The organism is Thermithiobacillus plumbiphilus (assembly GCF_038070005.1).
GTDB lineage: Bacteria > Pseudomonadota > Gammaproteobacteria > Acidithiobacillales > Thermithiobacillaceae > JBBPCO01.
Genome location: NZ_JBBPCO010000009.1, coordinates 67,146 through 80,808, shown reverse-complemented (window position 1 = coordinate 80,808; position 13,663 = coordinate 67,146). Strand labels below are relative to the sequence as shown.

Sequence of the window (13,663 nt, the reverse complement as noted above, 5' to 3'; positions counted from 1 at the left end):
CACTACTCCTTGTTGAGACTGTCCCGCAAGGGCCAGGATGCTTCGGTCCGATACTGTCCATGCAACGAACGCACGAGATGAAACTGATCGATCGACCAACCAACACCGGGAAGATTCACGCGCTGACAAGGCCAGGATTGCGGGGAACGAACCAGTGTTATATGGGGGCGAAAAGAACGATTTTCAAGCTTGAAACCGCAATTTGACAGGTTTTCGTTCAATTGAGTGACACATTCAGCGAGCGCCGGAACGGGCTCGCGGGGGCCAAGCCAGGCAATCCTGCCCTTCTGGAAGCAGCCAATTATATCAAAATTCACGGCAACAGGGAAAGTTTTGAATGCCAATCCTGCAAGCGCCTGCTCGATGCAGGGCATGCATTCAGCACCGACGCCTCCCAGATAACGCAGGGTGAGATGCCAACGAAAGGGCGCTTCCAGATAGAGCCCGCGCGGCAAGGATCCATGCAAGGGCAGCCTTGGCATGGCCTCGCGCCGGATCCAGTCCTGCAACTCGGGCGGCACCCAGGCGGTGATGAAATAGTTACCCGGCAGGTTCATGGATCAGCTCCAGCAATCTGCCCAGGGCGACATTGCCGGCGGCGTGGCGCACCGCCCAGCGATCACCCGGAAAATGAAAGGTATCCACACATTGCGGGCCCTGACGCCGCCCCCAGGCAATACAGACCGTCCCCACCGGCTTGCCAGGCGTCGCGCCCCCGGGCCCGGCGATGCCGGTAATGGCGGCAGCCCATTCCGCCTGCCGCAGGGCACCCGCCAGCATCTCCAGCGCCGTCGGCTCGCTGACCGCGCCCATGCGGGCCAGCGTTTCCGCTTGCACGCCCAGCAGTGCTTGCTTGGCATCATTGCCATAGGTGACCAGGCCAGCCTGGAACACAGCCGAGGCCCCCGGGACATTGGTGATGCGCGCTGCCAGCCCGCCGCCGGTACAGGATTCCGCCAGGGCCAGGGTCTCACCGCGCGCCTGCAGGGCCTGCACCAGCGCCAATTCTGGTGGTGCGAAATCCAGGAGCAAGCCTTCTCCCGACGTCCCACCCAGGTGCCAGTACTCGCCTGGCGTTACCATGATGCCCTGCTCGCACACCGCCTTCAAAACGGTATGGACAGCGTGATCCAAAGGGAATTGCTGATCGCAAAATGCCCGCATGCCCAACCAGTCGAGCGGGGAAAAATGATGGCGGTTCGGCTGCGCCAGCCAGGTGGCCAGACCCTGGAAATCACCGAGCGCAACCCCGATCTGCTCCTCCTGTGCCTGCAGGCAGGCACTGATCTCGACCCGGGTCGGTACCCCCGAGAGCTCCAGCCTTGCGGCCAGACGCCGGGCCAGCATGGCGGCATCCGCCTGGGCAACCGAAAGAAGAATTCGCGCGGATTTGTTCATGGCCAGTATGGCAACAGATAATGCAGGGCCAGGGCCGCGCCGATGCCCGCCAGCACATCATCCAGCATGGTGCCCAGACCACCGTGGACATTGCGGTCGAACCAGTAGATCGGCCAGGGCTTGACCATATCGAAGAACCGGAACAGGACAAAGCCGAGAACCAGCGATTTGATCGTAAAGGGTACCGTCCAGAGCGTGATCAGCAACCCGACCCACTCATCCCAGACGATGGCCTGATGGTCCGAGGCCAGTTTCAGGCGCCTGACGATGTTTTCGGTATCCACTCCGCCAAAATCATGCGCGGTTCTGGCGCAAATCCAGGGGCCCAGCATCATCATGCCAATGAGTACCAGGGTATAAAGCACCCAGTTGGGTTGCAGCAGCAGATACAGGGGAATGGCGGTGATGGTGCCGACGGTGCCCGGAATCCAGGGCACCAGCCCGCTGCCAAAGCCGGTGGCCAGCCAGTGCGACCAGTGACTAGGACGCGGTGAAGTGTTCATAACCAAGGCGCTCGGGCATGGGCAGGCGCACATCGCCTTCCCAAAGCTCCATTCGGTGACGGGCGTCGGCCAGCGGGTTCTGGCCAGGCGCGCCACCAATATTTGTAATCCGGCCGACGCAGCTCAAGGGCAGGTCGAGCCGGGCAGCAAGCGCTGCGAGCTCAGCATCCGCACTTGCGGGCGCCGTGAAACACAGTTCATAGTCATCTCCCCCAGCCAGAGCCAGCTCGCGCACCAGGTCTGGCGCGCTGGGCCGCAGCCTGCGCAGCGGTTCCGCGAGGGGCAGATCCCCCAACTCAAGCCGGGCATGGGCATCGGATGCCGCCAGCAAATGCCCGAGATCTGCCAGCAAGCCATCGGAAATGTCCAGCATGGCATGCGCCAGCCCCTCTTCAAGCAAGGCCTGACCCAGCGCCAGCCGCGGTTCGGGCCGTTCCAGGCGCTGACACAAATAATGCCATTCCGCCGCACGCCACTGGATCGGCAGGAATTCTGTCTGAACCCTTTCGGCATAAATGGTTCGCAGGGCAGCAGCCGCTCCGCCCAAGGAGCCGGATACCCAGATCCGGTCCCCCGGCTGCGCGCCGGATCGCCTGATGGCCCGCCCCCTGGCCGCCCAGCCTAGCGCGGTAATGCTGATCTGGAGCGTATCACAGGCCACCGTGTCGCCACCCACGATGCCAACCCCGTGCCTTTGGGCCAGGGCATCCATGCCAGTCATGAAGGCCTGCAACCAGCAGCCTGGCCAGCAATCATTCAGACCTTCCGGCGCCTTGTCCGGGAGGGAAAGACTGAGCAGCGCCCAGGCAGGCCTGGCACCCATGGCCGCCAGGTCGCTGAGGTTGACCGCCAGGGCCTTGTGGCCCAGCCCGGCAGGATCGGCATCCGCAAAGAAATGCCGGCCGGCCACCAGGGTGTCCACGCTGCTGATCAGGTCCTGCCCAGGGTCCGGGCAATGCAGCACGGCAGCATCATCACCGATGCCGACATCGACATCAGCGCGCCGGGCACCCGCATGCTCGGCCATGATGTGGCGGATCAGGCTGAATTCCTGGCAGGACAAGGCTTCTCCTCGAATATGGGGCCCAAGGCCGAGAGGCATCAACGATCCACGCAGTCCTTGACGGTAAAGTAGAAAGTGGCGCCCTTGCCAATCTCCCCCTCTCCCCAGATCTGACCACCATGACGATGAATGATGCGCTGGGCGGTCGCCAGCCCGATGCCGGTGCCTTCGAATTCATTGTATCCGTGCAGCCGCTGAAAGGCACCAAAGAGCTTGTCGGCGTAGTTCATGTCAAAGCCGGCTCCATCGTCCTGCACAAAGAATGTACGCCGGCCATCGATGATGCTGCTGCCGAACTCCACGCTCGCAGCGGGCTTCTTGCCAGTGAATTTCCAGGCGTTGCCCAGCAGGTTTTCCAGCACGATGTGCAGGAGCCGGGGATCGCCGTGCGCGACCACATTGGGGGCAATGACGCACGCCACCTGCCGCTCCGGCTGGCGGGTGCGCAAATCGGCGCAGATACTGCGCGCCAGGGTGCTCAGATTCACCCACTCCCGGCACATCTCGCTACGCGTCATCCGGGAAAGCTTCAGGAGGTCCTCGATCAACTGCCCCATGCGCTGGGTAGCCTGGCAGATGCGGCCCAGATGCAGCTCGCCCTCTCTGGACAGGGCGCCCTTGCAGTCTTCCGCGAGCGCCTGGCTGAAGCCATTGATGGCGCGCAAGGGCGCGCGCAGATCGTGGGAAACGGAGTAACAGAAGGCTTCCAGTTCCTGGTTGACCGCGCTGAGCTGGGCCGTGCGCTCGGAGACCCGCTGCTCGAGCTCCACGTTCAGCCGGCGAATCTCGTCTTCGACACGCTGGTAATCATGGAGCGGCTGGGCCGCCGGGGCATTGAGCACGCAGATCAGCCGCATCACCTGCCCCGCTTCCAGCACCGGATCGAGATACAGACTGACGGTGACCGGATAGCCCTCGCGATGCTGCAGGCGGACTTCAGACAGGCTGGCCGGCCTTCCGGCGCTCAGGACCTCTCCAAACACCTGCTCGATCCTCGGCCACTCAGCCTCGGGCCAGAGGGCGGAAAAATGCCGGCCAGCCAGATCATCCATGCAGAACCCGGTCATCCCCTGCCCTGCAGGATTTCCGCTGGTAAAGCTGCCCGCGCCATCCAGAATGAAAATGGCGTTGCTGGCGTGCCCCAGAATCCTGTCACGGCAGATGGTGGTCCGTTGCAGGGCCCGCTCGATCTGTCGCCATGCGGTCCCATCCTCCAGGGCCAGGATATAGCATAGAAGTTCACCACAGGGTCCGGACAGTAGGGAAACCGCCAATCTTGCCCACAACCAGCCCTCATCCCGGTGATGCAGGCGCAGAACCAGGGAGGTCTGCCGCTGGCCCTGGAAATGCAGGCCAGCCAACTCATCCATCACGCCAAGATCCTCCGGGTGCAGCAGCTCTGCAAGCAAGCATCCTGTCAGGTCCTCGACAGACCTGCCGAGCAGGCTGGCAAACGTCCCATTGACCTCGAGCAGGCGCCCATCCGGTCCGGCATGTGCCAGTCCGACCGCGGCAAGCCTGAAACCCGCCTGAAACCGGTCGTCCGCAAGCTGCCGGACAAGCACATCTTCCTCCGCGAAACCGGCTCCATTGCCCATGGCTTCCCCCAGTTGTACTTGTTATGTTTATCCTACAAATATCGGATGCCGATCAGGATAAGTCAACCTGAGTAGCCATCCCCCTGGATGCCGCTCGCAGGAACTTCCCCGAGGCACGCCACTCCAAAACTTGCACGGTACCATCCTTATCCTTCAGAGGAGCAATCCATGAACAAGCATGGCCACTCAGGCACCAACGTCGCGGAGGATGGAGAGGATCGGGAAATGAACATGGGGGTCAACGACATTCCCGGACCTGCAGACGGCATGGCAGCGAACTCCATGCCATCCAGGCACAGCCCAGGCAGAAGCACCTTATCCAAGCCAATCATTCTCTGGGTCGGCGTCGTTCTGCTGATCCTGGCACTGATCGCGGGATACTCTCTGTAGCAGCTCGCTTCCTGAGCCTGTAGAAACGAAAAAGCCCACGCGCCTGAGCGGGTGGGCTTTCATGTGTCTTCCATTGCCTAATGGATGGCGGCATCCGCCTCCTGGGCCTGCTTGCACTCGACATACAGCGACACGAAGCAGGACAGCAGCTGGTGAAACTCGGCAACGTTGATGCGCAGGGCAGCATCCGCGGCATAATCCTGGGTATCCAGGTAATCGAGAATCTTCTTTGCCTCCGCAGCACTCATCTCGACCTTGGGGTCGATGGTGGGATATTTCTCCTGGGAAAGCTTTGGATAAGCGGTTCTGGCCATATCCTTCTCCTGTACAGGGACGCTCCAGTGACTGGGCGCTCAAAAGGATGAGAATTCACGCAAGCTATGCGCACTTGGACAAGCAATTCCGACAAAGGTTCTAGACAAAGGTTCTAACTCAGGGCCCGGGCGGAGGGAGGACGCAGGAAGGCGTCCTAATCAGCCGTTGATCCAATATGATGCAAAGCCTGATCCAGGCGGGCCAGCGTTTCCGCCTTGCCCAGCAAGGACAGGGTCATGTCGATGGGTGGCGAGACCGCACGTCCGGCCAGGGCCACGCGCAGGGGCTGGGCTACCTTGCCCAGCTTTACCTGTAAATATTCAGCCAGCGCGTTGATCTGCTCATGCAGGGACTCGGGCCGCCAGTCATCCTGCTGGCCCAGCCGCTCCCTGAGGGCTTCGATCACTGGAAGCGCTTCCGAGTTCAAATGCTTGGCAGCATCCTTGGGCTCGTACTCGGTGGGCGCCAGATAGAAAAAGCGGCTGTTCTCCGCCATTTCCACCAGGGTCCTGGCCCGCTCCTGCTGGATTCTGACCACTTCGACCAGGTCAGGGCCGCCATCCAGGTTCCCGGCTCCGAGCCTGGCCAGAAACGGCCGCAGGCGTTCGGCCAGCCGCGCCGGGTCCGCGTGCTTTATGTGATGCGCATTCAACCAGAGCAGTTTCTCCGGGTTGAACACCGAGGCCGCCTTGTTCACGTTCTCGATGCGGAAGTACTCGATCATCTCGGCCATCGAAAACACTTCCTGATCCCCATGCGACCAGCCCAGCCGCACCAGATAATTCAGCAGGGCCTCGGGCAGGTAGCCCTCATCGCGATACTGCACCACGCTCACCGCGCCATGGCGCTTGGACATCTTCTGCTTGTCCGGCCCCAGGATCATCGGCACATGCGCGTAGGTCGGCGGCGTTGCCCCCAGGGCCTGGAGGATCTGGATCTGGCGCGGCGTGTTGTTGAGATGATCGTCACCGCGAATGACATGGGTGATCGCCATATCCCAGTCGTCCACCACCACCGTGAAGTTGTAGGTCGGGGTGCCATCGCCGCGGGCGATGATCAGGTCATCCAGCTCGCTGTTACGAAACACCACCCGGCCATGGATCAGGTCATCCACCACGGTCTCGCCCTCGTCGGGGCTACGAAAGCGGATCACGGGCTCCACACCCTCGCGCGGCGCATGACGGTCCCGACAGAGCCCACTGTAGCGTGGCTTCTCACCGCGGGCGCGCTGGCCCTCACGCATCTGCTCAAGCTCTTCTTTCGTGCAGTAGCAACGATAGGCCTTGTTCTCGGCAAGCAAGGCCTGGATCACCTCCCGATACCGGTCGAAGCGCTGGGTCTGGTAATATGGCCCCTCGTCCCAGTTCAGTTCCAGCCAGTCCATGCCCTCGAGAATGGCCTGTACGGACTCTGGCGTGGACCGCTCGAGATCCGTATCCTCGATGCGCAGCACAAACTGGCCGCCATGATGGCGGGCGTGCAGCCAGGAGTAGAGTGCGGTACGGGCCCCACCAATATGCAGATAGCCGGTCGGGCTGGGAGCGAAACGGGTTCGAACGGTCATGAATCACCCTGTCGAGGTAGCAAGCGTGCGGAAAGATCCGGATATTATCATCATTGGCGGTGGCCCGGCAGGTCTGCACATGATCTTTCAGGCCGGGATGCACGGCATGCGCAGTCTGCTGGTCGACGCCCTGCCCCAGGCCGGGGGGCAACTCAGCGCCCTCTATCCGGAAAAATATATCTACGACATCCCGGGAATTCCGCAGATCCTGGCCCAGGATCTCGTCAGGCAGCTACAGATCCAGGCCGAGGTCTTCGAGCCGGATTATCACTGGGGCGAGCAGGTCAGCAGGCTCGAATTCAGGGATGATAACTGGACCGTGGGTACACAGACCCGCCAATGGCAGGCGCGGGCAGTGGTGCTGGCCGGCGGCATTGGCGCATTTGCGCCCAAGAAGCCGCGCTGCACCGCACTGGAACAGTTCGAGACGCGCGGAGAAGTCCTGTATCATCCGCAATCGGTGCGGGACTGGCAGGACCGGCGGGTGCTGATCCAGGGCGCGGGCCCACAGGCCGTCGAAGCCGCCATCATCGCGGCCAGGCATGGCGCCTGCGAGGTCAATCTCGTGCATCGCAAGGACGCCTTCGAACCCGCCCCAGGCCAGACAGAGTCATTCCAGAACTTGCGCCAGAGCGGACGCATCCGCGTCCATGTGCCCTATACGGTCAGTGCCCTGCAGGGCGAGCCGGCACTGGCTTCGGCAGTTCTCAAGGGCTATGGGACTGCGGATCGCCAGGTCGAGACAGATCTCTTCCTGCCGCTGCTGGGCTATGGCGCGGCGCTCGGGCCCATCAAGGAATGGGATCTATCCCTCAAGCAGGGTGGCATTCCCGTCCAGCCGGACAGCATGGAAAGTCCAAAGCCCCGGCTTTTCGTCATTGGCGACCTCGCCAGCTATCCCGGCAAGAACAAGCTGATCCTTACAGCTTTTAGCGAAGCGGCCATTGCCGCAAGGCAGGCATTCAACTATATATACCCGGGTAAGCGCATTCCAACTGCATACTCTTCCAATCTCGGGCCTTTGTCTCTCGACATCACCCGGCCGGGGGAGTAGTAGAAAAATTTCGGTATGGGCCGGATGCATCACAAGTAGCCACTGATCCATGAAGACCGACAAATACAGCCTGCTGACCGATTTGGGCCGGGGCCGCGTTTCAAAGAACAGACATTACTTACTGCTCACCCGGGAGCCGGGCCTGGGCGCCTATCGCTCGTTCCATCGCCTGCTCGGCCTGAGCCAGCGGCTTTGTGCGAGCCAGCAACACACACAACGTATAGAAAGAACCGAGAGCGACGAGATCTGCATCGAGATTGGTGGCTTGCCAGGCAGGGGCAGTGAGTTTGCCCTGCTCAGCCCGGCGGAAGCCAGGATTCTGGCCAACTTTGCCATTCCGGACTGGGCTCGTGCCCGCATCGTCGAGGTTCTGGGAGGAAAATAAATGCGTCCCTTGTGGATTCTGATACCCGCACTCGGACTGGGCGCCTGCGCTCATGTCGAAAGCACCAGTTCGCCAACGGCGTCACAGACCCTGGAAAATGCCCAGATGTCGGCAGCCGGCCAACTATCCGGACAACAGGCAACAAGTACCACGGTGGTCAGCGGTCAGCCCGCATCCGCAAGGGACGGTTCTCCCGGCACGTCGAAGGTCCGCGGGGAAGACATTGCCGCCCTCGCCCAAACCCAGGCCAACACCGCGCCGGTGAAATCCGGCGACGACACGATGTGGAAGCAGTTGCGGCCCGGGTTCGGGATCAGCGAAATCGATCGTGCGGAAGTGGACTACTGGCGCGAGTACTACAGCCAGCGTCCCAAGCTGATTACGGCCATTTTCGAACGTGCCCGCCCCTTTCTCTATCCTGTCAGCCAGGAAGTAAAGGCCCGCAATCTGCCGATGGAACTGGCGCTGCTACCGGCCATCGAGAGCGGCTTTCATCCCTTTGCCTACTCGCGCAGCCATGCCTCCGGGCTCTGGCAGTTCATTCCCCTGACCGCAGGACGCTTTGGACTCAGCGCCGACGACTGGATGGACCGGCGCCGGGACGTCGCCTCCTCGACCAATGCAGCGCTCGATTATCTCAGCTATCTGAACAAGTTCTTCGACGGAGACTGGTATCTCGCGATCGCGGCCTATAACGCCGGCGAGGGACGGGTACGCAGTGCGGTACGCAAGAATGCGGCGGCCGGCCTGCCCACCGACTTCTGGAGCCTGGACCTGCCCAAGGAAACAAGGGACTACGTACCGCGCCTGCTGGGCTTGGCGCAACTGGTAAAGGATCCGGTCTTCTGTGGCATCACCCTGCCGGACATCCCGGCAAAGGAGATGATCGCGGCGGTGCCGATTCAGGAATCCCTTGATCTGGGCGTGGCCGCGACATTGCTGCAAATGCCGGTGGACGAGCTCAAGCGCCTGAATCCCGGCCTGCGTCAGTTTTCCACGCCGCCAGACCGCGAGTTCCAGCTTGCGATTCCCAAGGACAAGCTCAAGGACTTCACCACGGCGCTGGCTGAACTTGCCCCGGAAGACAAGGCCCCCTGGGAACGACACGTGCTGGCCAAGGGGGAAACCCTGGCCTCGGTGGCAAAGCGCTACGGCATGGACGTCGAGCAGCTCAAGAAGCAGAATCCTCGCGAGAGAAAGACTTTCCGGGCAGGGGAGACCCTGCTGGTGCGCCAGGGCCCGGTACGTTATCCCAGCAGTTTCCTGGCATCCCTTCCCGGCCAGACAGGCGAAAGAGCCAACCCCGGCAATGCCGGGCAAACTGCGCGTAACCCGCTGCTGGCTTCTTCAGAAACACCCGAGCGCGTTTCCGCTGGCTTTCTTTCCCGCCTGCTGCACGGAAAGACCAGGACAACGACCAGCCTGATTGCCGATGCCAGTGATAGCGCGCCCAGCAAGAGCCCCAGCAAGGTCCGCGAGGTGGTGGTCAAGGCCGGCGAAACCCTTTATCGCATCGCCCAGAACGCCAATGTCTCCCTGGAGGACCTGCGTCGCTGGAACCGGCTCGATCCCGACCAGCCGATTCGTGCTGGCCAGAGATTGGTTGTGGCAGACAGCAATACCGGATTCGGCGCGATTGCCGCCCCGCGCGCCACGGCAGGATCTGGTAACGATGGCCGCTTCCCGGGTCAGTCCATGCCGCGCAAGCAGGTCACCTATGTCGTTCAAATCGGTGATACCCTCTGGAGCATCGCCAGACGCTTCAATGTTGCCTTCCATGAGTTGCTGACCTGGAACCGCATCAGTGAAAAATGGCAACTCCGGCCCGGTGACAGCATCATCGTCTATCTGGACAAATGATCAGGACCAGGCAGGGCGTACTTTCCTGGCCATCCCTGCTCGTCCTGATGCTGCTGTCCGGCTGTCAGGCGCAGGATAATGGTCCCGGGTCAACCCCCGCCAGTCTGGATGAACCGTTTCCGCCTGCCCGTGGCGGCCAATTGCGCAATGCCGTTGGCGCCGACGCCAGCAATCTGATCCCTTTCATCGGCGCGGATTCCGCCTCGCATGAAATCGCCGGCTACCTCTTCAACAGCCTGCTCAAGTATGACCGCAATCTGGAGCTTGAAGGGGATCTCGCGCAAAACTGGCGCATCAGCCCGGACGGCCTGAGCATCACCTTCACGCTGCGGCCGGATCTTCGCTGGGCGGACGGCAAGCCACTGACCAGCGCCGACGTCAAATACACCTTCCAGACGATCATCGATCCAAAGACCCACACACCTTATGGCAGTGATTACACCCTGGTGAAGTCACTGGAAACCCCGGATGCCCGCACCGTGGTGGTGCATTACAAGGAACGCTTTGCCCCGGCCCTGTCCACCTGGGCGGGGCTGTCCATCCTGCCGGCCCATATCCTCAAGGGCCAGGATATCAACGCTACCCCCTTCTCGCGCCAGCCTGTGGGCAGCAGTTACTACAGGCTCGGCAACTGGGTTCCGGGCCAGCGCATCACGCTGAAGGACAACCCGCTGAGCACGGGCGGCAGGCCGCTGATCTCCGCCATCAACTATCGCATCATGCCGGATCCCGCCGCCCAGTTCCTGGAGCTCAGTGCCGGCAGTCTCGATCAGATGTCCCTGACGCCTGTCCAGTACACCCGCGTCTTTCCGGCGCGCGAGGACCTGCGGGCGCGCTACAATACCTACAAATATCTCGGCAACAACTACACCTATCTGGGATTCAACCTCAAGCGCCCACCCTTCAACGACCGCCGGGTGCGCCTTGCCATCAACTACGCCATCGACAAGCAGGAACTCATCGATGGCGTGCAACTGGGCCAGGGGCTTGTCATTGCCGCGCCCTTCAAACCGGGCACGCCCTGGTACCCGCGGGACTTGCAGCCCTACCCCTATGACCCGCGGAAAGCCCGCGCCCTGCTCGCCGAGGCAGGCTGGATCGATCATGACGGCGATGGCGTGCTCGACAGGAATGGTCGCCCCTTCCACCTGGAGATCGTGACCAACAACGCCAATGAATCGCGTCAGCTCGCCGCCACCCTGATCCAGCGCCGGCTCAAGGAAGTCGGCATCGACGTGCAGATCCGGCTGGTGGAATGGGCCTCCTTCCTGAGCCAGTTCATCAATACCAGCAACTTCGATGCCGTGATCCTGGGCTGGAGCCTTTCGCTCGACCCGGACCAGTACAGCATCTGGCACTCCAGCGAGCAGGGTCCCGGCAAGTTCAACTTCATCGGTTACAGCAACCCCAAGGTGGACCAGCTGCTGGAGGCCGGGCGTCGCGAAATGGATCCGCAACGCCGGGCGATCATTTACCAGAATTTTGCCCGTGAGCTCCATAAGGACGCTCCCATGGTCTATCTTTTCGCACCTTATTCTCTGGTGGCCGTGCACAAGCGCGTGCGTGGCATCGAGCCGGCTCCCGCCGGCATCGGCTACAATATCGAAGACTGGTATATCCCGCGGCCGCTTCAGAATATCAGCATTCAGCGCTAGCAAGCGACTGGATCAGGGAAGCGCTCACCATGTATGATCCCCATCTATGCTGACCTATCTTGCCAGGCGACTGCTGTGGATGCTGCCCATCCTGCTGGGCATCACCCTGATTTCCTTCGTGGTCATGCATCTGGCGCCGGGCGACGTCACCAGCACGGAGGCCAGTTTCGATCCGCGCATGAGCAGCGAGGCCCGGGAGCGGCTGCGGGAGGCCTATGATCTCGACAAACCACTCCTGGTCCAGTACGGGCTCTGGCTGGAGCGCATCGTGCAGCTCGATTTCGGCAAATCCTTTGCCCCGGACGCCACGCCCGTCATCGACAAGATTGCGCAGCATCTGCCCATCACCCTGCTCATCAATGTCCTGGCAATTGCGCTCATTCTCGCCATTGCCATCCCCCTTGGGCTGCTCTCGGCGGTCAAGGCCCGCTCGCTGTTCGATTACATCAGCACCATACTGGTCTATATCGGCTTCGCCATCCCGAGTTTCTGGCTGGCCTTGATGCTCATGATCTGGCTGGGCGTCGAGCAGCACTGGTTGCCGATCACGGGTCTTACCAGCCTGGATCATGAACAGTTGTCCTTCTGGGGAAGGACAAGCGATCTGGCGGAGCACCTGATCCTGCCGGTGCTGGTTTCCGCCATTGCCGGTATCGCCGGCTTCAGCCGCTACATCCGCGCCAACACCCTGGATGTGCTGTGCCGCGACTACATCACCACCGCACGCGCCAAGGGCCTCCCCGAAAGCAGCGTCATCTATCGTCATGCACTGCGCAATGCCCTGCTGCCCACCATCACGGTGCTGGGTCTGTCCATACCCGGCCTGATTGGCGGCTCGGTGATCGTGGAAAGCCTCTTTTCCATTCCCGGCATGGGAAAGCTCTTTTATGATTCCGTGCTCATGCGCGACTTTCCGGTGGTGATGGGGATACTCGTCATTGGCGCGGCGCTCACCCTGGCGGGCAATCTGCTGGCTGACCTGGCCTATGCCTGGGCCGATCCGCGCATTCGCAGAGGCATCGGCCAATGAAGTCGCTGCAATGGCTACGGCGCTACCCGACCGCCAGCCTCGGCGGCCTGTTCGTGGTCCTCACGGCGCTGGCCGCCATCACCGCCCCCTGGATCGCGCCCTTCGATCCCAATGCCATCGACGTCAGGGCCATCCTGCAGCCGCCTTCCAGTAGCCATGTCATGGGCACCGACCGGCTCGGCCGGGATGTATTGTCGCGCATGATCTACGGCGCGCGCATTTCCCTGTCCGTCGGCTTCGTCGCGGTGGGTCTGGCCACCCTGATCGGCATCATTCTCGGGGCGCTGGCGGGCTTTTATCGCGGGCGGACCGACAGCCTGATGATGCGGCTGGTCGATGTCATGCTCGCCATACCCACTTTCTTCCTGATTCTCGCGGTCATCGCCTTTCTTGAGCCCAGCATGCTCAACATCATGATCGTGATTGGCCTGACTTCCTGGATGGGCGTGGCGCGTCTGGTCCGGGCAGAATTCCTGAGCCTGCATGAACGCGAGTTCGTGCTGGCGGCCAGAGCCCTGGGCGCCGGCGACCTGCGCCTGATGCTACGGCACTTCCTGCCCAACAGCCTTGATCCGGTGATCGTCACGGTCATCCTCAGCATTGCCGGAGCCATCCTGGTAGAATCAGGACTCTCTTTCCTGGGGCTCGGGGTACAGCCACCCACCGCAAGCTGGGGCAACATCCTGAGCGAAGGCAAGGAATACATCCATTTTGCCTGGTGGCTCTCGCTTTATCCGGGGCTTGCGATCCTGATCACCGTGCTCAGCTACAACCTGCTCGGTGAAGGCCTGCAGGAAGCCCTGGACCCCCATCAGAACCGGCAGACCATCGGCCGCTGAATTCATTCA

General features: G+C 61.7%; 14 protein-coding genes. 7 read left to right on the top strand and 7 right to left on the bottom strand.

Annotated features, from left to right (window positions below; translation table 11 throughout):
* Positions 1 to 2 precede the first annotated feature (2 nt).
* The 5 genes from thpR to WOB96_RS09960 are packed head-to-tail and all read right to left on the bottom strand — an operon-like array spanning position 3 to position 4,562.
* Positions 3 to 557, bottom strand: a complete 555-nt coding sequence (gene thpR, locus WOB96_RS09980) for an RNA 2',3'-cyclic phosphodiesterase (protein ID WP_341371149.1) — start codon at positions 555 to 557, stop codon at positions 3 to 5.
* Positions 541 to 1,398: a CinA family protein gene (locus WOB96_RS09975; RefSeq protein ID WP_341371148.1), complete on the bottom strand. Its 858-nt coding sequence runs from the start codon at positions 1,396 to 1,398 to the stop codon at positions 541 to 543. The genes thpR and WOB96_RS09975 overlap by 17 nt, the downstream gene beginning before the upstream one ends.
* On the bottom strand, positions 1,395 to 1,901 hold the full coding sequence (locus WOB96_RS09970) for a phosphatidylglycerophosphatase A family protein (RefSeq protein WP_341371147.1): 507 nt from the start codon (positions 1,899 to 1,901) through the stop codon (positions 1,395 to 1,397). Before WOB96_RS09970 ends, WOB96_RS09975 begins: the two co-directional genes overlap by 4 nt.
* Positions 1,879 to 2,964 carry a thiamine-phosphate kinase gene (thiL, locus tag WOB96_RS09965; RefSeq protein WP_341371146.1) on the bottom strand — a complete coding sequence of 362 codons (1,086 nt, stop codon included), beginning with the start codon at positions 2,962 to 2,964 and terminating at the stop codon, positions 1,879 to 1,881. Before thiL ends, WOB96_RS09970 begins: the two co-directional genes overlap by 23 nt.
* A 38-nt stretch (positions 2,965 to 3,002) precedes the next feature.
* The gene (locus WOB96_RS09960) at positions 3,003 to 4,562 is read right to left on the bottom strand and encodes a sensor histidine kinase (protein WP_341371145.1); all 1,560 of its coding nucleotides are present in this window, start codon (positions 4,560 to 4,562) and stop codon (positions 3,003 to 3,005) included.
* A 168-nt stretch (positions 4,563 to 4,730) separates the two neighbouring features.
* On the opposite strand from WOB96_RS09960, the gene WOB96_RS09955 reads away from it, so the two are divergent.
* A complete protein-coding gene (locus WOB96_RS09955; protein WP_341371144.1) occupies positions 4,731 to 4,952 on the top strand; it encodes a phosphatase PAP2 family protein in 222 nt (73 codons plus the stop codon).
* Between the two features lie 77 nt (positions 4,953 to 5,029).
* On the opposite strand, the gene WOB96_RS09950 is transcribed toward WOB96_RS09955, so the two are convergent.
* Together WOB96_RS09950 and gltX are read right to left on the bottom strand one after the other, a co-directional pair.
* A complete protein-coding gene (locus WOB96_RS09950) occupies positions 5,030 to 5,266 on the bottom strand; it encodes a hypothetical protein (RefSeq protein ID WP_341371143.1) in 237 nt (78 codons plus the stop codon).
* A gap of 155 nt (positions 5,267 to 5,421) precedes the next feature.
* Positions 5,422 to 6,831, bottom strand: a complete 1,410-nt coding sequence (gene gltX / locus WOB96_RS09945) for a glutamate--tRNA ligase (RefSeq protein ID WP_341371142.1) — start codon at positions 6,829 to 6,831, stop codon at positions 5,422 to 5,424.
* Between gltX and WOB96_RS09940 the strand changes: the two genes are divergently transcribed.
* The 6 genes from WOB96_RS09940 to WOB96_RS09915 are packed head-to-tail and all read left to right on the top strand — an operon-like array spanning position 6,830 to position 13,654.
* Positions 6,830 to 7,885: an NAD(P)/FAD-dependent oxidoreductase gene (locus WOB96_RS09940; RefSeq protein WP_341371141.1), complete on the top strand. Its 1,056-nt coding sequence runs from the start codon at positions 6,830 to 6,832 to the stop codon at positions 7,883 to 7,885. The genes gltX and WOB96_RS09940 overlap by 2 nt on opposite strands.
* A gap of 49 nt (positions 7,886 to 7,934) precedes the next feature.
* A complete protein-coding gene (locus tag WOB96_RS09935) occupies positions 7,935 to 8,270 on the top strand; it encodes a hypothetical protein (protein ID WP_341371140.1) in 336 nt (111 codons plus the stop codon).
* Positions 8,271 to 10,130, top strand: coding sequence for a lytic transglycosylase (locus tag WOB96_RS09930; protein WP_341371139.1), 1,860 nt, complete (start codon positions 8,271 to 8,273; stop codon positions 10,128 to 10,130). It begins immediately after the preceding gene.
* Positions 10,127 to 11,785 carry a peptide-binding protein gene (locus WOB96_RS09925; protein ID WP_341371138.1) on the top strand — a complete coding sequence of 553 codons (1,659 nt, stop codon included), beginning with the start codon at positions 10,127 to 10,129 and terminating at the stop codon, positions 11,783 to 11,785. The genes WOB96_RS09930 and WOB96_RS09925 overlap by 4 nt, the downstream gene beginning before the upstream one ends.
* Before the next feature lie 46 nt (positions 11,786 to 11,831).
* Positions 11,832 to 12,815, top strand: a complete 984-nt coding sequence (locus WOB96_RS09920; RefSeq protein ID WP_341371137.1) for an ABC transporter permease — start codon at positions 11,832 to 11,834, stop codon at positions 12,813 to 12,815.
* Positions 12,812 to 13,654, top strand: a complete 843-nt coding sequence (locus WOB96_RS09915) for an ABC transporter permease (protein ID WP_341371136.1) — start codon at positions 12,812 to 12,814, stop codon at positions 13,652 to 13,654. Before WOB96_RS09920 ends, WOB96_RS09915 begins: the two co-directional genes overlap by 4 nt.
* Positions 13,655 to 13,663 lie beyond the last annotated feature (9 nt).